This window comes from Corynebacterium sp. HMSC06C06, assembly GCF_001807295.1.
Classification (GTDB): Bacteria; Actinomycetota; Actinomycetes; order Mycobacteriales; family Mycobacteriaceae; genus Corynebacterium; species Corynebacterium striatum.
In genome coordinates this window covers 56,521-77,899 of sequence record NZ_KV788507.1, presented here as the reverse complement: position 1 = coordinate 77,899, position 21,379 = coordinate 56,521, and the positions used below count along the sequence as shown (strand labels likewise).

Sequence of the window (21,379 nt, the reverse complement as noted above, 5' to 3'; positions counted from 1 at the left end):
CTCCGTGTCCAAAAAGCCCATGGACATAACAGAAGATAACTAGCAACCAGCTAGCGGTCTTCTTCAGGATGTATTTGAACATCGGGTGGGTTCCGTTCGCAGAGACGACAGTTGAGAGTTGCGTCTTTGAGTCCCTCGGCACATACGTGAGAGAAATGTGACTTGGCTATCAATTTCGCTGAAGTTGATACTAGGAAATTGGAAAAGGGTTGGCCGCCTATTTGTTCAAATTTTTAAAGTTTGGGGGTGAAACTTATTAGCCCCGGATTGTATTTATTTCGGGTCTTTATATAAGCCGTTACTTTGCTTGGGTGCCCACGTTTTCCGTGACATACAGGCATATTGTCTAAAAGATATGCTCTATTTTAGGGTCAAACTATGCGCAAAATATGCAGATTCTTGGCAGGTAAAAAGTGGGGGTAGCTCAAGGGCAGGTTGCTAGCTGGGTAGCCAGCGCGTCATGTTCGGCCTGTGTTACCCACAGCCCGTAGGTAGCTTTGACTTCAATGATTTTTTGCGCGTAGGTGCAGCGGTATTCCTTGCTTGGTGGAAGCCAAGTGGCTGCGTCGCCTGCGGATTTCTGCTGGTTAAGTGGGCCGTCGACCGCGAGGAGGTTGCGCGGGTCGTTGGCAAAGTCGCGGCGCTTTTCCGGTGACCATTCTTGGGCGCCTTTTTGCCAGGCGTCGGCAAGCGGCACGATGTGATCAATCTGTACCAACTCGGAGGTGCCTTGCCCGCGCTGGAATCTGATCTCCATGCCGGAGTAGGGATCGTGCAGCGTACCTGTCAGGACCACGCAGTCATGAGTGTTTTCTTTGAGCGTGATATCCACGAGGTCACGGCGCAGAATGTCGTTTCGCGTATCGCAGCCGTTGTGGCCAAATTCCACGGTGACATCGTCAGACCATGCCTGCCCGAACTGCTTACGTTCGTAGCCAGTCTTTGGCGCGCGGCCCTTAACCGGCAGGGCGGTGAGCTGTTCTAATGCTGGATTTGGTGCAGGTGCCGCAGGGGGTTCGGGTGCTGCCGGAGCTGCGTCTGAAGCTGTTGCTGGAGCCGGTGCCGTGGGGCTGTTGGGCGCATTGTCCGGACTGCCGTTTGCAGTGGTTGTGGGCGCAGTCGCTGAGGTGGACGAAGTCGGGGTGTCGAGAGTTGCGCCAAAGATGACGAGAGCTGCGACGATGAGGTTGAGGAAGCCGACTATGTAGTACGGGCGAAAAGGGGAGCGGGCTGCCATGATGGTGATGATTTTAGCGGCTAGACTGGCGCCGGTAATGAGTATCGATAAGTTCTTTGATGAATACACGCAACAGCGCGGGATTGTCCGTAGTGCGCCTGTGGTTCCGGCGAGTGCATGCGAGATTTATGCAGAAGTAGAGCCCGAAGGTCCCGCCGGGGATGGCGTGCGTCGGGGCCAATCACGCGTGGAACTAAAGCGTGCTGAAGAGCTAGTTTCCCAGCTCTTGGGTGATTTCTAGCCGCATTCTCGCCACCGTGATTTACGGGCAGCATCCACACACGCCGTCAAAAGATGATGGTTTCCTCATGATTTTGTGGCATGCTGTATCTCTGACTTTCTGATACGAAACAATTCTGGCCGCACTCGCATAGGAGCAGCAACCACAGTGAGCATCACCCCGCGTACCGAAACTACGTCCATTACCCAGCCGCTTTCCACAGGCAAACGCTTGGTCAACCGCCTAGACGCCGAACCCTTCGCGCTGTCATTTTCAGGACAGGGCTATGCCTGGCTTCCCAATCTGCAGGCATCTATCGCCGCAGGCGCAGGCACCCGCCTTGCCGGGCACCTGAAGCAGGCGGAAGAGATCCTCGAGCCACTCGCAGACGATCTCGCCGCCGCCTTCCCACACGGCTTTGCTCCGCTCGAGTGGGCAGCACCAGCGAACTCGCTGCGCATTAACCTGGCGGATTCTGCTATCTCTACGCCGGGCATCGTCACCGCCCAGGTTGGTGTGCTTGAAGCGCTTGCTGCCCAGGGGCTCGATGTCTCGCAGGCGGTCGCGGCCATTGGACATTCCCAGGGCACCTTGAGCACGTTTGTTGCTACCGGCCGCGCCGCAGCCGGCGAGGTCATCGCCTTGGCGCAGCTCATCGGTGCCGCTATCACGCGTACAGCCCGCACTCACGGTTTGGTCCGCAACGCTGAGGGTTCTCCTATGGTGGCAGTCTCCGGTGCCACTCAAGAGCAGATTGAAAAGGCCGGCGGTCGCATCGGCCTGCGCAATGGCCGCGACAAGTTCATCATCGTCGGTACCCCGGCGGAGGTAACCGCAGTTCAGGGCCGCCTCGAAGCGGAGGCCTCCAAGGACGCCAAGCTCGTCGAATCCAAGCAGCGCGGCGGCGCCCCGTTCGCACCTCGCTTTAGCCAGCTCGACATCCAGGCTGCCTACCACCACCCGGCAATGGAAGAGGCCGTTGCGCAGGTCATCGAGTGGGGCAAAACCGTAGGTCTTGACCCCGTGCTCGTGGAAGAAGGCGCCCGCGCCGTCCTCACCGACATCGTCGATTGGCCAGCCCGCGTCACCGAGGCCATCGAGGCAGGCGCCCGCTGGATCTTCGAGTGCGGCCCTGATGGCGGCGTCGAGCCGCTGACCCGAGACATCGTCGCAGGACGAGGAATCGGCACCTTGGTGGTGTGCGGTTCACACGGGCAGTCGCAGCTTTTCGACGCCGGCCAGGCACCCGCCCTGCCCATGTCCTGGGAGTGCTTCCGCCCGACCCTGCGCGCAGGTCGCCTTTCCACCAAGTTCACCGAGGCAACCGGCTACTCGCCAGTCATGCTGCCCGGCATGACCCCTTCCACCGTCGACCCAGAAATCGTGGCTGCAGCAGCCAACGCTGGTCACTGGGCGGAGCTCGCAGGCGGTGGCCAGACCACCAACGCTTTGCTGGCGCGCAACTTGGAAAAGCTAGAGGAACTCCTCGAGCCAGGCGTGAACGCACAGTTCAACGCCATGTATCTCTCCGCATCGCAGTGGCGCCGCCAGATCGCTGGCGAGCGCGCCCTCCCCAAGGCACGCGCAAACGGTGCGCCTATCAACGGCGTGGTTGTCTCTGCTGGTATCCCACCGCTCGATGAGGCAGTGGAACTCGTAGAGTCCCTGCACGCGGACAACTTCCCGTGGGTCGCATTCAAGCCAGGCACCATCAAGCAGATCGACCAAGTACTGCGCATCGCCGAGCAGGTCCCAGGACTTATCATCATGCAGGTCGAAGGCGGTCACGCCGGTGGCCACCACTCGTGGGAGGACCTCGACGAGCTGCTCGCTGCCACCTATGGCCGCATCCGCGAGCACGACAACGTGGTGCTGGCCGTCGGCGGCGGTATCGGCACCCCAGCCCGTGGTGTTCAGTACTTGCTGGGCACCTGGGCACACAAGCAGGGGCTGCCGGATGCGCCTGTCGACGCCATCATGGTGGGCACCGCCGCCATGGCGACCAAGGAATCCACCGCTTCCGAATCCGTGAAGCGCGCACTCGTGGCCGCGCAGCCGACTGTCCAGAACGACGGCTGGGCCGGCGTGGGCGCTGCAGCCCAGGACTTCGGCGGCTCCGTGACCTCCGGACTGTCCCAGCTGGGCGCGGACATCCACGAGATCGACAACTCCTTCGCACGCGCCGGGCGCCTGCTCGACGAGGTCGCGGGCGACACTGAGGCCGTGGCCGCACGTCGTGACGAGATCATCGAGGCCATCGGCAAGACCTGCAAGCCTTACTTCGGTGACCTTGACTCTATAACCTACGCGCAGTGGCTCGAGCGCTACCTTGAACTTTCCTACATGGGGCAGTGGGTCGACGACTCCTGGTTCCAGCGCTTCGTCGCAATGGTGGAGCGCACCGAAGCCCGCCTCAACCCGGCGGACCACGGCGAGATCGAACTTCAGGTCACCGCAGAGCGCGAGAACCCGGAGCAGGCAGTCATGCAGCTGCGCGAGCTCTTGGGCAGCGCCGCCGTCGACCAGCTCGTCCACCCAGGCGACGCCGCGTGGTTCCTGCAGCTGCTCAACCAGAAGGGCAAGCCCGCCAACTTCGTCCCCGTCATCGACGCGGAGGTCCGCCGTCTGTGGCGCCAGGACTCCCTGTGGCAGGCCCACGACGAGCGCTACGATGCCGACCAAGTCTGCATCATCCCAGGCACCACCGCAGTCGGCGGCATTGAGCGCGTTGACGAGCCGGTGGCTGAGCTGCTTGCCCGCTTCGAGCAGGCTGCAACAGATGAGTTGACCCAGGCCGGTGTACAAGACAAACCAGAGCACTCGGACTTCGACAAAATCCTCAAGGCACCAATGGTCAATTGGGCAGGCCGCGAGCAGCTTAACCCTCTTCGCCTCGTGCTTGGCACCGGCCAGTTCCTGGCGGAGTCGATCGAGAGCAAAGATAACGGCTCCCGCTTTGAGAAGCTTGCCGAAGGCGAGTACTGGCTGAGCGTCCCGCTCAGGGGCGCGATTGCAGGCGCACAGCTGCGCCTGCGCATCACCCCACCGCAGATTCCGGGCGCCTCGCCGCTTATCACCGAGGCCGATGCCGCTGAGTCCATGCGCGAGCTGGCTCGCGTCGCTGCCGGCGGCACCCTGCCGGAGGTAACCGGTGGCACCGCCATCTGGTCCGGCGAGCTCAGCGCCGCGGATTCCGCAGACTATGAAAACGTCACCGCGGGCTATGCGCCTGCCGACGCCCTTTCCGCAGACGTTGCCGAGGGCGCACACGTGGCCCCAGACGTCCTCGTGGGCAAGGCCTGGCCAGCCGTGTTCGCGGTCATCGCCAATGCAGTTACCGAAGACGGAACCAACGTCGTTGAAGGCCTGCTCAACCTGGTTCACTTGGAGCACAACCTCGAACTCAAGTCCGCCCTGCCGCGCGAGGCGAAGCTGCGCATCACCGCCACCGCGGGCGAGGTCCGCGACACCCCAGTCGGCCGCGTCGTCGACGTCGCAGTAGATATTGAGACGGCCACCGATGGTGCTTCCACAGCTGGTGCAGACACCGCAGGCACCCCGGTTGCACGCCTCTTCGAGCGCTTCGCCATCCAGGGTCGTCGCGGCGAGCAGGAACTCGGCGCAGCGGACTCCGTCGCAGGTGCAGCGTCCACCACCAAGGAAAAGCCGCACAGCTTCCGCCACGAAATGACCGTGACCGCCCCGCAATCGATGCACCCATTCGCCGTGGTCACGGGCGACCGCAACCCCATCCACGTTGCCGATCTCGCCGCCCAGCTGGCTGGATTGAAGGACGGCGTCATCGTCCATGGCATGTGGACCTCCGCGCTGGCGCAGCTGGCCGTCGCTTTCGACGGCGCTGCAGTCCGTGAGTGGAGCGCCACCATGCAGGCGCCTGTCCTGCCCGGCGCGCAGGTCACCTTCGTGGTCGAGCGCGTGGGCCTGGACACCCGTCCAGGCTTCGGCGAGGTCCGAGCCGTCACCGCTTCCGTCGACGGCGTTCCGGTCCTTGAGGCTCGCGCGACTGTCGCTGACAAGCTGACCTTCTACGGCTTCCCCGGCCAGGGCATCCAGTCGCAGGGGATGGGCATGGACGCCTTCGCGGCGTCGTCAAGCGCCCGCTCCGTATGGGAACGCGCGGACAAGCACACCCGCTCCAAGTTGGGATTCTCCATCCTGGAGATCGTGCGCAACAATCCGCAGTCCGTCACTGTGCGCGGCGAGGAGTTCACGCACCCAGACGGCGCTCTTTTCCTGACCCAGTTCACGCAGGTAGCCATGGCTACCCTGGGCTGCGCGCAGATCGCCGAGATGCAGGAGGCCGGCGTCCTTGACTCCGGCGCCTACTTTGCGGGCCACTCCGTGGGCGAGTACAACGCCCTCGCCGCCTACGCGCAGGTGCTCTCCCTCGAAGCAGTCGTAGAGATCGTCTACGCCCGTGGCCTGACCATGCACCGCCTGGTCGAGCGCGACGCCGAGGGCAACTCCAACTATGGACTGGCGGCACTGCGTCCGAACAAGATCGGCGTCTCCGCCAAGGACGTGTTCCCGTACGTTGCTGAGATTTCCGCGCAGACCGGCGAGTTCCTGGAGATCGTCAACTACAACATTGCAGGCGTCCAGTACGCCGTCGCCGGTACTCGCGCGGGGCTTAACGCCCTGCGTGCCGACGCCGAGCGCCGCGCGCCGGGGGCGCGTGCCTTCATCCAGATCCCGGGCATCGACGTGCCGTTCCACTCCTCTCATCTGCTGGACGGCGTGCCTGCCTTCCGCGAGCACCTCGATTCCCTCATTCCGGCGGACATCGACCTGGATATCCTCGTGGGCCACTACGTGCCGAACCTGGTTGCGCGTCCATTTGAGCTCACTGAAGAGTTCGTGCAGGCCATTGACTCCGTGGTGGACTCTGATCCCGTCAAGGCCATCCTGTCTGACTTCGCGGGCGCCCTTGAGAACCCGGTTCAGTTGGGCCGCACCCTGCTCATTGAGCTTTTGGCCTGGCAGTTCGCTTCACCTGTCCGATGGATCGAAACCCAGGATCTCCTGCTTAGCGAGCCGGGCGCCATCGGCGGCGCCGGCACCCCGGGCCTGGGCGTGGAGCGCTTTGTCGAGGTGGGCGTGGGTTCCTCGCCAACGCTGGCGAACATGCTGGGCCAGACCCTGCGCCTGCCGCAGTATGCAGGCCACGGCATCGAGGTGCTCAACATCGAGCGCGACCGCGGCGTTGTCTTCGCTGAGGATGCCATCGCTCGCCCGGAGCCGGAGCAGACTGCGGCGGCGGATGCAGCGGCTGAATCTGGTGCCGAGGATGGCGCCGAATCTGGCGCTACCGCAGCAAGCCTGGTCCCTGAGACCCCGGCAGCAGCGGAGACCGCGACCCTCGTGGCTCCGGTTCCGGCACCTGCTGCGGGTGGGGAGACCCCAGCGGATAAGCCGCTGAGCGCGCAGTTCGCCACCGAAATGCTCGTGGCGGTGTGGACCAAGGTCCGCCTGGATCAGATGGGTCCTGCCGATACCATCGAACTGCTCGTCGAGGGCGTGTCCTCCCGCCGCAACCAGCTCCTGCTGGATCTGGGTGTGGAGTTCGGATTGGGCGCTATCGATGGCGCGGCCGATGCTGCGCTGTCGGAACTCAAGGAGACTGTCGCAGGCATGGCCAAGGGCTATAAGACCTTTGGCCCGGTCCTGGGTGGGCAGGTCGCTGATGCGCTGCGCCGCCTTACTGGACCTGCCGGAAAGAAGCCTGGCTACGTGGCTGAGCGCGTCACCGGCGCCTGGGGCTTGGGCGAAGGCTGGGCAGATCGCGTCATCGCTGAGCTTGTCCTCGGCACTCGCGAGGGCGCGTCCCTGCGTGGCGGCGACCTGGCCACGCTCGGCACGGGCGCTGCGAATGTCAAGGAGCTGGATGCGCTAATCGACGCCGCCGTGACCGTCGCCGGACAGCGCGAGGGGATTAGCATCGCGATGCCTTCCGCGGGTGGTGCTGCGGGCGGTGGGGTAGTGGACTCCGCTGCTTTGGATGCCTACACCGCGGAAATGACCGATACCCTTGCGGAGACCGCCCGCACCTTGCTGTCCAAGCTGGGAGTTGCGGCGCCTGCCACCGAGTTTTCGGAAGTAGATGAGAACGCCGCACTGGCGGAGCTAGTCTCCCGTGAGCTGGGCTCCGATTGGGCTAAGCAGGTCGCGCCGTCCTTCGATGCGGATAAGGCAGTGCTTCTCGACGACCGCTGGGCTTCTGCCCGCGAGGATCTTGCGCGTGTTGCCGCGGGCGAGCTCAATGCTGCGGACGTCGATGTTCTGGGCGCTGGCGAAGCCGTGGCGCGGCTGGCGGAGCACTTTGGACTGCCGGATCACGCGCAGGAAGCGCGTGTGGATGCCGCTAGCTTGACCATGAGCAACGACGTTGCCGTGGTTACTGGTGGCTCCCCGAACTCGATTGCGGCCGCTGTCATCGGCGAGCTGCTCAACGAGGGCGCCACCGTGGTGGCAACCACCTCGCGCCTAAACCATGACCGCGTGGAGTTCTACAAGGAGCTCTACCGCACGCACGCCGCTGGTTCCGCCGCGTTGTGGGTGGTCCCTGCGAACTTGAGCTCCTTTAAAGATCTCGACGCCTTGGTGGAGTGGATTGCTAACGAGCAGACAGCCACAGTGGGCGGCAAGTCCAAGCTGGTCAAGCCGGCGCTGGTGCCGACCTTGCTCTTCCCGTTCGCTGCTCCGCGCGTGCAGGGCACGCTGGCCGACGCCGGCGCCCAAGCCGAGTCGCAGATGCGTCTGCTGCTGTGGTCGGTGGAGAAGCTCATCGCGGGCCTGTCTCAGCTGGGCGCGGATACCCACGTGGGCCAGCGCCTGCACGTGGTGCTGCCAGGTAGCCCGAACCGTGGCCGCTTCGGTGGCGACGGCGCCTATGGTGAGGCCAAGGCGGCACTCGACGCCCTGGTTACCCGCTGGAAGGCGGAGCCTGTCTGGGGCGAGCGTACCTCGCTGGTCCACGCCCACATTGGTTGGGTACGTGGCACTGGCCTGATGGGCGGAAACGACCCAATGGTCGAGCTCGTCGAGGCTAAGGGCGTGGAAACCTACTCCACCGAGGAAATGGCTATCAAGCTGGTCGACGGCGGCGCCAACTCCGACGTGCGTGAGCAGGCGGCCCAGGGCCCAGTCCCCCTTGACTTCACCGGCGGTCTGGGCGAGGCCGACCTCAACCTGCCTGAACTGGCCCGCGAGGCCGCACGGCGGGCGGAGCAAACAAGCGCATCCAATGGCGGCGTCATCCAGGCCCCGAAGACGGTGCAAGCACTGCCGAACCCGCTGTCCCCGTTGCAGTGGACCACGCCAGACTTCAGGGGCGTGACGCAGTCGCTCGATGACATGGTCGTCATCGTCGGCGCAGGTGAGCTCGGCCCGCTGGGTTCCTCGCGTACCCGCTTCGAGGTCGAGCTTACCGGCGAGCTTTCCGCTGCCGGCGTGCTTGAGTTGGCCTGGACCATGGGCCTCATCGAGTGGGATGCCCAGTCGGCCCAGTGGACCGTGCTGGAGACCGGCGAAGCCATTGCCGAGGAAGACGTCTACGAACAGTTCCATGACCAAGTGATGGCCAACATCGGGGTGCGCCGCTACCACGATGACTTCGGCCCGCACATGCCGATGGTGGACAACCTCGCTCCTGAATTGACCACCATCTACCTGGAGAAGCCGCTGACCTTCACCGTGGACGATGAAGCAACCGCCAAGTCCTTCGTAGAAGAAGTTGAGGGCGCTACGGCGCACTTCGATGGTGAGGAATGGCAGGTTACCCGCCCGGCCGGCTCGCCAGTGCGTGTGCCGCGCCGCGTGGCAATGTCGCGCTTCGTCGGCGGCCAGGTGCCGACCGGATTCGACCCGGCGGTCTATGGCATCCCGGCCGACATGATCGACAACCTCGACCGTGTGGCGCTGTGGAACATCGTGTGCACCGTGGAGGCATTCCTTTCGGCGGGCTTCAGCCCGGCAGAGCTGCTCGCGAGCGTTCACCCCGCACGCGTGTCCTCGACGCAGGGCACCGGCATGGGCGGCATGGCCTCCCTGCGCTCGCTCTACGTGGATAAGCTGCTGGCGCAGTCGCGCCCGAACGACATTCTGCAGGAAGCCCTGCCGAATGTGGTGGCAGCGCACGTGATGCAGTCCTACGTGGGCGGCTACGGCCAGATGGTCCACCCGGTTGCAGCCTGCGCTACCGCTGCGGTCTCCGTGGAGGAAGCGATGGATAAGCTGCGCCTGCACAAGGCAGACTTCGTGGTCGCTGGTGGTGTCGATGACCTTTCTATTGAGGGCATCACCGGCTTCGGAGACATGGCGGCTACAGCGGATTCCGCAGAGATGGAAGCCAAGGGCATCGACCACAAGTACTTCTCCCGCGCCAACGACAGGCGCCGCGGAGGCTTCATCGAGTCTGAAGGTGGCGGCACCCTGCTGCTGGCCCGTGGCTCATTCGCCGCGGAGCAGGGACTGCCGGTTCTGGGCGTGGTGGCCTTCGCGGAGTCCTTCGCGGACGGCGCTCACACCTCCATCCCCGCGCCGGGATTGGGCGCGCTGTCTGCTGCCCGTGGCGGCGTGGATTCCCGCTTGGCGCAGGCCCTGCGTGCGCATGGCGTCACGCCGGATGAGGCGTCCATCATCTCCAAGCACGACACCTCGACTAATGCGAATGACCCGAACGAGTCGGATCTGCACGAGCGCATTGCTGCCGCGATGGGACGCCACAACGGCAACCCGATGTACGTGATTTCGCAGAAGACCCTGACTGGCCACGCCAAGGGCGGTGCCGCCGCGTTCCAGATGGTTGGCCTGACGCAGGTCCTGCGTGAGGGCATCCTGCCGCCGAATCGTTCCCTGGATTGCGTGGACCCAGTGCTGGCTAAGCATGAGCACCTGGTTTGGCTACGCCATCAGCTGGACCTGCGCGGTCGTGACGAGTACGCACCGAAGGCAGGCCTGGTTACCTCGCTGGGCTTCGGTCACGTGTCTGCGCTAGTGGCAATCGTGCACCCAGGCGCATTCCTGGCTGCACTGGCTAAGGCACAGGATGCGGAGGCCGTTGCTCAGTGGCAGCAGCAGGCGCACGAGCGTGAGCGCGCCGGGCTGCGCCGCATCGAGTCTGCGATGCGCGGCGGGGCAGTTCTCTACGAGCGTCCGGTGGATCGCAACCTGGGCGGTACTGGTGACGCTGTGAAGGAACGTGAGGCCGCAGTGCTGCTTGACGACGCCGCTCGTCTGCGCGACGGAATCCTTGAAACCAGGCAGATGCAGAACTAATCAAGAAGGAAAAACGCCTTTAGGACATTCACGCCAGTCACCGAATCGGCGGAGAGGGCTTCCCAGAAATGGGGAGCCCTCCCTTTTGTGTATTTGTGGCTTTGTGTTGGGGGTTTGGGAAGCTGTAACGGGGGTAAAAACGGCGTCGAAAGTGCCAGCTTGCGCCACCTGAAACGATAAAGATGCAGGTCAGCGGTTTGAGTCCCTGTTGCAGGTGGGGCACTATGCAAGCATGAACTTCAACGTTAAAGCTTGCAAGATTGTGGGAACCGGGGTGGCTTTGGCCGCCGCGCTAGCAGTGACGGGATGCTCCTCCACCGGTGGTGCGCCGCGCGAAAACAGTGAGAACGAACTCGCCGGGGGAGTGGACACCGAGCGCATCGTCGTATCGATGATCTCCCACGGTGCCCCTGGCGATACCTACTGGGATCTCGTGCGCAAGGGCGCCGAGGACGCAGCCAAGAAGGACAACATCGAGTTGCGCTACTCTTCCGATCCGCAGGCCCCTAACCAGGCCAACCTCGTGCAGTCCGCCATTGACTCCGGCGTCGACGGCATCGCCGTCACCATGCCAAACGCCAGCGCCATCGGTCCTGTAGCCAAGAAGGCCGCCGACGCAGGAATCCCCACCGTCGGCCTTAACGCCGGCATGGATTCCTACCAGAAGTACGGCATGACCGCGTTCTTCGGCCAAGAGGAGAAGGTCGCCGGCACCAAGGCAGGCGAGCGCCTCAAAAAGGAAGGCGCCAAGCACACCCTGTGCGTCATCCACGAACAAGGCAACAAGTCCCAGGAGGATCGCTGCGCGGGTCTGCAAGACGGACAGGGCGGCAAGGTTGAGCTGCTCTACGTCAACGGTCAGGATCTCACTGCAGCACAGTCCACCCTGAACGCGAAGCTCGAGCAGGACAAATCCATTGATTGGGTCATGGCTCTCCAAGCGCCCGTCGCTATGCGCGCCGTCGACGCCATCGCTGACTCCGGCGCCAAGGCAAAGGTAGCCACCTTCGATACCAACGCTGAGCTTGTCGACGCCATCGCTTCCGGCGACGTCGCCTGGGCCGTGGACCAGCAGCCTTACATGCAGGGCTACATGGCTGTCGACGCCTTGTGGCTCGCACACCGCAACGGCTCCACCGTGGGCGGCGGCCGTCCCGTCTACACCGGCCCTTCCTTCGTCGACTCCACCAACGTCGACGTAATCTCAGAGTCCGCTAAGGCAGGCTTGCGATGACCGAGACGTCGCCAAGCATCGATGCGCGGCTAGCATCGCGGAGCCTAAGCGCCCGCATCATGCGCCGCCCCGAGCTAGCCAGTGTCCTTGGTGCCATCGTCATCTTTGCCCTGTTCATGATTGTCGCTCCATCGTTTCGTTCGATGGAGGCCTTCTCCACGGTGCTCTACGCCAGCTCCACCCTGGGCATCGTAGCCTTGGCCGTGGGCCTGCTCATGATTGGCAACGAGTTCGACTTATCCTCCGGCGTCGCCGTGACTACCTCTGCACTCGTGGCCACCATGCTCAACTACAACCTGCACCTCAACTCCTGGGTTGGAGCGGCCCTCGCCCTCGTGACGGCCCTGACCATTGGTGCCATCAACGGCCTGCTTGTCGTGCGTACGAAGATCGACTCCTTCCTCATCACCCTTGCCGCATTCCTCATGCTGCAGGGGCTGAACCTGGCCGTGACCAAGCTCGTTACCGGCCAGGTGGCCACGCCATCCATCTCGGACATGCAGGGCTTTGCTGCCGCACGCGCCATCTTCGCTGGCACTATTCACCTCGGCTCGCTGAGCATCCGTGCCACCGTGTTGTGGTGGATCTTGTTCGTCGCTGTGGCCTCCTTCGTCCTCTACAAGACCCGCTTCGGTAACTGGATCTTCGCCGTCGGTGGTGACGAGGACGCCGCCCGCGCCGTCGGTGTTCCTGTGCGCCGCGTCAAGGTCATCCTGTTCATGGTCGTCGGTTTCGCCGCCTGGTTCGTGGGCATGCACACGCTTTTTGCCTTCGACTCCATCCAGGCGGGCCAGGGCATTGGCAACGAGTTCCTCTATATCATCGCGGCGGTTATCGGTGGCTGCTCGATGACGGGCGGCCGCGGCACTGCCGTAGGCACGGCCATCGGTGCAGTCATATTCGGCATGACCAACCAGGGCATCGTTTACGCGGGGTGGAACCCCGACTGGTTCAAGTTCTTCCTCGGCGCCATGCTGCTGTTTGCGGTTCTTACCAACACGTCTGTGGCCAACTTCAACAAGCGGAAATAGGAGGCAGTGATGACTGAGAATGCACACAGCATCGAGCTGCACGATATTCAGCAATCCTTCGGTAATTTCCATGCCCTGCGTGGTGTCAACATGACGCTGCGCCCGGGCACTGTCACCTGCGTCCTTGGCGACAACGGTGCAGGCAAGTCCACGCTCATCAAAATCCTGTCGGGTCTCAACACGCCCACCTCGGGCGAGCTGCTTGTCGACGCCGCCCCTACCACCTTTTCCAGCCCCCGCGACGCCCTCGATGCGGGCATCGCTACCGTGTACCAGGATCTCGCGCTGGTGCCGCAGCTTTCCGTGTGGCGCAACTTCTTCTTAGGCCAGGAACTCGCAGGTCCTTTCGGCCTGTTGAAGGAAAAGGAGATGCGCACCATTGCCCGCGAGCAGCTGCAAGAAATGGGCGTAGACCTAGCCGACATCGACGTGCAGCTGGAAGCGCTCTCCGGCGGCCAGCGCCAAGTGGTGGCCATCGCGCGCGCCATCTACTTCGGTGCGCGCTACATCGTGCTGGATGAGCCCACGGCGGCGCTTGGCGTTAAGCAGTCCGGCATGGTGCTGCGCTTTATCGATGCCGCTCGTGAACGCGGCATGGGAGTGGTGCTGATTACCCACAACCCGCAGCACGCGTTCTTGGTGGGGGACCGCTTCGTGGTACTTAACATGGGCGAAGTGGTTCTCAACGCTTCGAAGGCGGAAGTAAGCGTCGAAGATCTGACCCAGTGGATGGCTGGTGGCGGAGAACTCGAAATGCTCAAGACTGAGCTCGCGAGTTAGAGTGAGAGGCTATGAACGCCGCTACCTTCGCCGTGGGAACTGACCTTGTTTGTATCTCGGAGTTTGCCCAGCAGCTCAGCGTTCCGGGCACTCGTTTCGAGGCGGTATTCAGTGCCACGGAGCTGCGCGTGGCTACGCGCAAAGGCGACTCCGCGCGCCGCGCCGAGCACCTCGCCGGGCGGTGGGCGGCGAAGGAAGCTTTTATTAAGGCATGGTCGCAGGCGCTTTATGGCCGCCCGCCGGTGGTGGCAGAAAACGACGTCGACTGGCAAGAAATCGAGGTTCAGCCGGACGCCTGGGGGAGAGTCGCACTGGTCCTGCGCGGCCACATCAAAGAGAGCGTGGCTGCAAGTCTCGGGGATATACGAACGAGCCTGAGCATCAGCCACGACGGAGACTACGCCACCGCTACCGTGCTGCTCACGGTTCCTAACCTTTAGCTAGTGGCTACGGAGAACAAGTACGCAATAAGCATACGTTTGATTTCGCCCACGACGTCGTCAAAGTTCTCTGGCTCGCCAGATGCTGCGTAGTTGAGCATCGAGACCACCGTGTGTACGAGGAATCCGGCCAGCTCCACGCGCTCGTCATAGGTCATACGCTGGGCCAGCGGCTCCAGGATTTCCGCCACGGGCTTGAGCAGCTGCAGCTCCGTATCTGCGGCCGTGGCGCGTGTGGCCGGAGTGGACTGCACCGCATGCCACCCCGCACGGCGGGAGGGGTCTTCGCGCCACATGCGGGCGAGGTGGTCGATGAACTCATCAAGGAAGTCCGGCCACTGCAGGGCCGGGACGTGCTCAGAAAAGCGCTGAATCTCCTCCAGATTCTCGCCGGTATCCTGGCGGTCCAACTCGCAGATCAGCACGTACTTGTTGGCAAAGAATTGGTACAGCGTGCCGATAGGCACTTCCGCGCGGCGCGAGACTTCGTCGAAGGTGAAGGACTCGAAGCCAACGTCGACAAGCACGCTTCGCGCAGCCTTGAGGATCCTGTTGTATCTCTCGCGGCTGCGTGCCTGGGCCGGGCGCCGGCGTGGAACCAGCAGCTCGGTATCGTGCTTGATGCTCATCTGAATTGTTTAGGTGATTGTGTACGTGCCGAAGTTTAAGACAGCCCCTTCATCACACGGGCGACGTGACCTGTAGCCTTCACGTTGTACATGGCCTGACCGATGGTGCCATCTGGCTCAACGAGGAAAGTTGAGCGAATAACGCCTTGTACCACCTTGCCGTAGTTCTTCTTCTCGCCGAACGCGCCGTATGCCGCGAGCGTTTCCTTCTCAGGGTCAGACAGAAGTGGGAAGTTCAGCTCGTGATCGGCGCGGAACTTAGCCAGGGCCTCTGGCTTATCAGGGGAGATGCCTACGACCGCGATGTCGAGACCATTGAGCTGCTCAAGGGAATCACGGAAGTCACACGCCTCTTTGGTGCAGCCTGGCGTGTTGGCGCGCGGGTAGAAATACACGAGCACGCGCTTTCCAGCGAAGTCGCTGAGGCTTACAGAATTGCCCTGATCGTCGCTCAAAGTGAAAGAGGGGGCAACGTCTCCGATTTCCAAACGCTTTGCTTCAGTCATGTCTTTAACCATACCGTGCCCTCGTGATGGTCTGGGCCATCCTAGGCGCAGGTGCCGGTATCCCCGCGTGCACGCATTGCGTCGATGCCTGTAGACTGGTCCCTTGACTGACTCGGTGGAAGCTGAGCCAAAAGGCCTATAAAGCGAAATTACGAATTCAGGAGTTACAACGTGGCACGCGATATTAATGACATTCAGCGCGACATCGAGCGCACCCGCCGCCAGCTGGCTAGCACCCTCGACGAGCTCGCTGACCGCAGCAAGCCAAAGAACTTGGTCGATGACGCAAAGGGCGCCGCAACCGAGAAGCTGCAGGATCGCAACGTTCAGATGGCACTCGCCGGCGTTGGCGCAGCTGTAGTCGGCCTCGTAGCACTAGCAGTCTTCCGCTCCAACCGTCGCAAGAACGACATCAAGGAGCTGCAGCGCCTGCTCGCTGAGCGCCGCTAATTCGACGCGGCATTTTTGCCCCCCGCCTTAGACGACCTTTGCCCCTGCCTCGCGCAGTTCGGCAAAGGTCTTTTTTGCGCGCTCTTCACTGACTGGAGAGCAGTAGCTCTCCAAGACGTTGACGGTGAAGCCTTCCCGTAACGCGTCGATCGCGGTGGCGCGCACACAGTGATCGGTGGCGATGCCAACGATGTCGAGCTCGCTTACCTCACGCTCGCGCAGCCACTCCGCCAGGGTTGCACCATCGTCGACGCACTCGGCCTCAAAACCGGAATAAGCTGCGGTGTAGGCACCTTTGTGGAAGAAGGTGTCGATGGGGGCGTCGGCAAGCGCGGCGTGCATGGCCGCGCCCTCCGTGTCAGCGACGCAGTGCACCGGCCACGTGTCCACGAAGTCCGGGTCTTCAGAGAAGTGCCCCTTGGGGTCGATGTGCCAGTCCTGCGTAGCAACAATGAAGTCATAATCCTGGGTGCGCACCAGCTTGGCGACGTCGCGCGCTACCTCGCTTCCACGATCCGTCGCGAGGGAGCCGCCAGGACAAAAGTCGTTTTGCACGTCCACAATGACAAGAGTTCTGCTCATGCGGGCAATCATAGTCATCCGTAAGCTGGGCGGAGATGAAAACACCAATCCCATTTTATTTGCAGGAAATCCTCGACAGTGTCCGTGATAAGGACGGTGGAAAGGTAGCTGACTACATCCCAGAGCTCGCGGCTGCGGAACCGGAGTACCTGGGCGCCGCGCTGTGCACCACCACGGGCCACGTGTATTCGGCGGGTGACGCGGACGTCGAGTTCACCATGCAGTCTTTGTCCAAGCCTTTTGTCTACGCCTTGGCGCTGCAGGAACTGGGGTTGGGCGCAGTGCGTGAAATCGTCGGAATGGAGCCTTCCGGCGAAGCGTTCAACGAGCTCTCCCTCAACCGCGATGACCACCGTCCGGTCAACCCAATGATCAATGCTGGTGCAATTGCGGTTACCCAGCTCATCAATGGCGTTGACTCCGGGGTTGAGGAACGCGTGGAGCGCATCCTTACCTATATGTCGCGCCTGGCGGGACGCGAGCTGGAGATCGATGAGAGCGTGTTCGGCTCGGAGCTAGACCACGCGGATCGCAATCTCGCTTTGGCGCACATGTTGCGCAACTACGACATTATTAAGGACGAAGCGCACGACGCCGTGCTTACTTATACCAAGCAGTGCGCTATTCGGGTGACGGTGAAGGACCTGGCGGTGATGTCGGCGACCTTGGCTAATGGTGGCTGCCAGCCAGTAACGAATGACAAGATCCTGGACGCCGATGTCTGCCGACTGACTCTGGCGCTGATGAGCTCGGCCGGAATGTATGACGGCGCCGGCCGCTGGATGGCCGAGGTAGGTATTCCGGCGAAGTCCGGTGTGGCCGGCGGCTTGCTCGGAACGCTGCCGGGACAGCTGGGTGTTGCTACCTTCTCGCCGCGCCTGAATGAGGAAGGTAATTCTGTCCGCGGCGTGGAAGCTTTCAAGCTCTTGTCTAAGGACATGGGCTTGCACCTGATGTCAACGGAGGAGCGCTACGGTGTCCAGCCGATTCGCCACATTATCGACGATGGCGACGCCACGGTTATCTATCTCCAGGGTGTTCTCAACTTCAACGCGGCTGAGACGGTCCTGCACGAGTTGGAGCGCTATGACTTGAGCGCGGACAAGGTGGTCTTGGAGTTGTCCAACGTGACCGCGACGAACAAGATGGGTCGTAGGATGCTCAAGGAGGGGCTGCGCCGAATTCGCGAGTCGGGCTTTGACATCGAGCTGGTCGACCCAGACCAGGAGCTTGAGGACCTCAAGATGTCCGACGGCACCGAGGTACCTGTGGGCGACCCGGAGGACTACCAAATCGCGGGCGAGCAGATTTAGCACCTGCGTAGTTGCCAACGGGGCGTCGGAAAGCTACGCCGGCGCCCCCTTCGTTGTCAGTTATGCAGATCCTGGGGGCTCCCTCGCAAAACCAAAAGACTCGCAACCTCACTCTTGGGAATGAAGCTGCGAGACTTTCTATTGTGCGCCATCAGGGACTTGAACCCCGAACCCACTGATTCGGGGCCAACCCCCCTTCACTACCTAGAATTAGGTCAGGCTAAGCTGCCCGCATGACCGTCTCACATCAATCTCTAAGCAAACGGGGGTATTCCTCGCGTGATTTGCTCGACTCGTTCCGCACTGAGCTGCAGGCGGCGGGTCGAGCCCCGGGCACTATTTCACTGCGCGTTAGTCATGTTCGGCGAATGATTGAAACAGTCGGCAAGCCCGTCGACGAGGTCGAGCGCGGCGACCTGGTCGAGTGGCTCGCGGCAGGGCAGTGGGCGGGCGACGCCCGCGCGAGCGCTCGCGCATCGCTACGCGTGTTCTTCAAATGGTGCGAGCTTAACGGCTACGCCGCCAACGTCGCCGCCGAGCTGCCAACAGTCAGGCGGCCGCGCAGCGTTCCGAAGCCTATCCCCGATGCCCTTATCGTCGAATCGATGCAACGTTCCTACATCGACCCCCGGGCGCGCCTTGCAATCGAGATAATGGCGACGTGCGGGCTGCGACGCGACGAATGCTGCAGAGTCCACTCGCGCGACGTTGAGCCCGTGGGGCGCGGGTGGCAACTGCGAGTCGTTGGCAAGGGTGGGCACGTGCGCGTCGTGCCTTGCCCGCCGCTACTCGCGCAGCGCATTCGAGCGGCGAATGGTTATCTTTTCGTCGGCGATGTCGACGGCCACATTTCGGCGGGGTGGCTCGGCAAGCTAGTTAGTCGAGTGCTGCCGGTTGGCTTTACCCCTCACAAACTTCGCCACCGCTTCGGCACCGTAGTCAACGATGAAACGCGAGACATTCGCGCGGTTCAGGAATTACTCGGGCACGCGAGTCTAGCGACAACACAGGTCTACGTCGCGACGAATGCCGAGCGGCAGCGCATCGCAGCGCGCACCGCGTGGAACATCGCTAGTTAGGCGTAAACACATGTCATTTCGTGAGTCGATCGCCCATGCTTGACAGTGATAGTCCCGCCGATAGGTACATAGCGCCCGCCGTGCTCGCGTTCCCAGCGCTGATAAAAATTAGTTCCGGTGATAGTGTCGCGGTCGATAACGAATCGGCGCGACGTTTCCCACGGCTGCATCCATTCGTCGCTAACGTTTTCGGCGGCGATTGTGAATTTTCGCGGGGCTGTTTGCTGCGCGGCAAGTACGGCCTTCGCGCCGTTTACTTCCCAATCTTTGTACGCTTTGACGCCCCATTCATTTGTGATTTGTAGTGTGCCAGCCGAAGCCGCGTCGCCGGGCACTGGGAATTTTTTAATCATGGTTTCCTCGCCGAACGTGCCGCCCGTGTAGAACTCCACCCACAACGGGTTTTGCTCGAAATACAGTTCCCACCCTTCGACGGCGACCTGGTCGGCAGTAAACCTCGCGTCAACCCACGCGCCGTTCCGGTTGTAGTAAGACGGCCAGACTTGAGATAAGTCTGGTAGCCATATTGCGCGAGCAAGCGGGCGCGATTCGACAAGGGCGTTGTAGGCCTGCAGCACTGTAACGGCGATGCTTTGTTCCGGTTGAATGAACTTAGTTGCCGGGTCGACGGCGTCGATAATTTCCACATCGGGCAATCCGGTTTGAATGTCGATACTTGCTTGCAGTAGCTTGGCGGTCGCTGCGCGAGTGTTAAACGTCTTGCTTAGTTCGTAATTCCATGTTGTGGATTCGACCGAATGCAGGTCAAGTCGCACCTGGTCGCCGCCCACGGGTGCGACTTCGATGGTGTCGATACTGCCGCGAAACAGTAGCGTCGAGCCCTTCAAGACTCGCACGCGCGCGCCGAGTATGTGGCCACTGCCGTTAGTCATTTCGACGGCGGCAGCGTAGTCGACGATAAGGGTCGCCGACAGGCTGCGCTTTTTTGGATCCTCGAACAGTGAGTCGCGGCCCCACGTCAGTTTAAGTCCGTCGACGATGTCGCTCGGGGTGAACGGGTATTTCGTGCCGTTGATGTCGAGCCGGATAGATTGCGCAAACTTGTCTACCATGCTTGGCGCCTTTCGTAACGGTTGAGCACCTCGCGAATTTTCACGGCGGCATCGTCGGCGTCGAGTACCCCGTTAATCGTGACGTTGTAGACCGGCGCGGTCGGCGTGTTTGCGCTCGGCAGTTGCTTCGCGAGATTATCGACCCGGGCGGCGGTGATGTCCGGCGTTAGTGCGGCGGTGATGTCCGGCGATTGCGGCAGGAATTTAAACAGTGAACCGGCCGCGAGTTGCATCGTCATTTCGGGCCCGTCGCCGGAAAATGACAGTGCATCGCCGACAGCGCGGGCAACGTCCATCGCCCAATCCCACGCATCGCGCAGCCACCCGATCAGGTCGGCGACGGCGTCGATAACGGATTTAATCCAATCCCACACATTCGACACCCAATCGGCGACGGCCCCGAAGGCATCGGCAGCGATTTCGCCTGCGCGGTGCACGATGTCGCGAAATGTTTCCGAATGCTGGTAAGCGGTTACGATGCCCGCGGCGGCAAGTCCTAGCACGGTGATAAATGCGCCGATAGGATTCGCACTAATGACAGTGTTCAGCGCGCCGAATGCGATTTTTCCCGCTTCGACGGCCTTAATGCCCACGGAGATACCCTGCAGCGCGCCGGTGAACGTGATAATCGCGGCACCGGCAATTTTGAATAGCTCGGGGTGCTTGCCAATTTCACCCGCGAGAGCGCCGAGTAACCTCGCGCCTTCGGTCACAATTGGCAGTAGTTGCTCGCCAAGGGCGGCCTTCGCGTTTTGCCACTCGGCGTTTGCGCGTTGTTGTTGTCCTGCGACCGTTTCGGACTCGCGCGAGAACGTGCCGAGCGCGTTCGATGACTGGTCAAAAAGTAGTTTTAGGGTCGCTTGTGTCTCGGCCTGCTTCGCCGCTTCGCCCTCAAGGCCAGACAGTCCCTGGGCGGCAAGCTCGGCGTCGATTGCAGCTTGATTAATCGATACCGCGTAACGCTCGATAGGGTCGCGCTCGCCGCGCAGCAGCGATGATAGGGCATCGACGGCTTCGGAGGTGGTGCCGCCGTACATTGCCGCGAGGTCAGCGCCGAGCGAGATTAGCTGGTCGGTTTGCCCGGCGACCTCATCCATCGGGATACCCATATTCTGCAGCTGCGAGCCCATAATCGAAGCCATATTCGCATATTCGCTCGTGGCAAGGCCCACGCCCTGGGCGGCCTGCTCGGCAGTCGCCATGACCTTGTCGGCTTGCTCGCCGAATACGGAATTAACTGCGCCCACGGACTGTTCCATAGCCGAAGCCGCATCGACGGTTTGCTTCGCGAAGGCTACATAAGCGCCACCGGCGACGGTCGCGGTCGCGGCGGCCTTATCGACGACGCCGCCGATTTTTGACAGCTTCGACTCGAAGCCGCCGACTTGCTTTTCAGCTTCGGAGAATCCGGCAGCGGCCTTAGCCGCGTCGGCGATGATGCGCACCGACAACACTGGAGATTTACCGGCCATTGTCCCACCCTTCCATAATGTCGATCATGGTCGTGA

15 protein-coding genes are annotated in these 21,379 nt (G+C 62.1%); 9 read left to right on the top strand and 6 right to left on the bottom strand.

Annotated elements, in window-relative coordinates:
* Positions 1-424 precede the first annotated feature (424 nt).
* Positions 425-1,237 (bottom strand): HNH endonuclease family protein, encoded by an 813-nt coding sequence (locus HMPREF3153_RS09815; RefSeq protein ID WP_070420710.1) that lies wholly within the window; start codon positions 1,235-1,237, stop codon positions 425-427.
* A gap of 37 nt (positions 1,238-1,274) precedes the next feature.
* On the opposite strand from HMPREF3153_RS09815, the gene HMPREF3153_RS09810 reads away from it, so the two are divergent.
* From HMPREF3153_RS09810 to HMPREF3153_RS09785, 6 genes are all read left to right on the top strand, one after another.
* Positions 1,275-1,478 carry a hypothetical protein gene (locus HMPREF3153_RS09810; RefSeq protein ID WP_141276860.1) on the top strand — a complete coding sequence of 68 codons (204 nt, stop codon included), beginning with the start codon at positions 1,275-1,277 and terminating at the stop codon, positions 1,476-1,478.
* Positions 1,479-1,625: 147 nt separating this feature from the next.
* Positions 1,626-10,754 carry a type I polyketide synthase gene (locus HMPREF3153_RS09805; protein ID WP_141740942.1) on the top strand — a complete coding sequence of 3,043 codons (9,129 nt, stop codon included), beginning with the start codon at positions 1,626-1,628 and terminating at the stop codon, positions 10,752-10,754.
* Between the two features lie 232 nt (positions 10,755-10,986).
* Entirely contained in the window at positions 10,987-11,988 is a 1,002-nt protein-coding gene (locus tag HMPREF3153_RS09800) for a substrate-binding domain-containing protein (protein ID WP_070420708.1), read from the top strand.
* Positions 11,985-13,019, top strand: coding sequence for an ABC transporter permease (locus tag HMPREF3153_RS09795; RefSeq protein WP_070420707.1), 1,035 nt, complete (start codon positions 11,985-11,987; stop codon positions 13,017-13,019). The genes HMPREF3153_RS09800 and HMPREF3153_RS09795 overlap by 4 nt, the downstream gene beginning before the upstream one ends.
* A gap of 9 nt (positions 13,020-13,028) precedes the next feature.
* A complete protein-coding gene (locus tag HMPREF3153_RS09790) occupies positions 13,029-13,799 on the top strand; it encodes an ATP-binding cassette domain-containing protein (protein WP_046645595.1) in 771 nt (256 codons plus the stop codon).
* Positions 13,800-13,810: 11 nt separating this feature from the next.
* Entirely contained in the window at positions 13,811-14,239 is a 429-nt protein-coding gene (locus HMPREF3153_RS09785; protein ID WP_070420706.1) for a holo-ACP synthase AcpS, read from the top strand.
* Here HMPREF3153_RS09785 and HMPREF3153_RS09780 read toward each other — a convergent pair.
* Together HMPREF3153_RS09780 and bcp are read right to left on the bottom strand one after the other, a co-directional pair.
* A complete protein-coding gene (locus tag HMPREF3153_RS09780) occupies positions 14,236-14,868 on the bottom strand; it encodes a TetR/AcrR family transcriptional regulator (protein ID WP_070420705.1) in 633 nt (210 codons plus the stop codon). The two genes, HMPREF3153_RS09785 and HMPREF3153_RS09780, sit on opposite strands and share 4 nt — an antisense overlap.
* Positions 14,869-14,903: 35 nt before the next feature.
* A complete protein-coding gene (gene bcp / locus HMPREF3153_RS09775) occupies positions 14,904-15,374 on the bottom strand; it encodes a thioredoxin-dependent thiol peroxidase (RefSeq protein ID WP_034657419.1) in 471 nt (156 codons plus the stop codon).
* Between the two features lie 171 nt (positions 15,375-15,545).
* Here bcp and HMPREF3153_RS09770 point away from each other — a divergent pair, with 171 nt between their 5' ends.
* Positions 15,546-15,824 carry a DUF3618 domain-containing protein gene (locus HMPREF3153_RS09770; RefSeq protein ID WP_005531048.1) on the top strand — a complete coding sequence of 93 codons (279 nt, stop codon included), beginning with the start codon at positions 15,546-15,548 and terminating at the stop codon, positions 15,822-15,824.
* A gap of 27 nt (positions 15,825-15,851) precedes the next feature.
* Here HMPREF3153_RS09770 and HMPREF3153_RS09765 read toward each other — a convergent pair whose 3' ends face one another.
* Positions 15,852-16,406, bottom strand: coding sequence for an isochorismatase family protein (locus tag HMPREF3153_RS09765; protein ID WP_049063405.1), 555 nt, complete (start codon positions 16,404-16,406; stop codon positions 15,852-15,854).
* 35 nt (positions 16,407-16,441) lie between these two features.
* Here HMPREF3153_RS09765 and HMPREF3153_RS09760 point away from each other — a divergent pair, with 35 nt between their 5' ends.
* Together HMPREF3153_RS09760 and HMPREF3153_RS09755 are read left to right on the top strand one after the other, a co-directional pair.
* A complete protein-coding gene (locus HMPREF3153_RS09760; RefSeq protein WP_070420704.1) occupies positions 16,442-17,719 on the top strand; it encodes a glutaminase in 1,278 nt (425 codons plus the stop codon).
* Between the two features lie 368 nt (positions 17,720-18,087).
* A complete protein-coding gene (locus HMPREF3153_RS09755) occupies positions 18,088-18,798 on the top strand; it encodes a tyrosine-type recombinase/integrase (protein ID WP_246817190.1) in 711 nt (236 codons plus the stop codon).
* Here HMPREF3153_RS09755 and HMPREF3153_RS09750 read toward each other — a convergent pair.
* Positions 18,795-19,871 carry a hypothetical protein gene (locus HMPREF3153_RS09750; protein WP_070420703.1) on the bottom strand — a complete coding sequence of 359 codons (1,077 nt, stop codon included), beginning with the start codon at positions 19,869-19,871 and terminating at the stop codon, positions 18,795-18,797. The genes HMPREF3153_RS09755 and HMPREF3153_RS09750 overlap by 4 nt on opposite strands.
* Positions 19,865-21,343, bottom strand: coding sequence for a phage tail tape measure protein (locus tag HMPREF3153_RS09745; RefSeq protein ID WP_070420702.1), 1,479 nt, complete (start codon positions 21,341-21,343; stop codon positions 19,865-19,867). The genes HMPREF3153_RS09750 and HMPREF3153_RS09745 overlap by 7 nt, the downstream gene beginning before the upstream one ends.
* Positions 21,344-21,379: the final 36 nt, after the last annotated feature.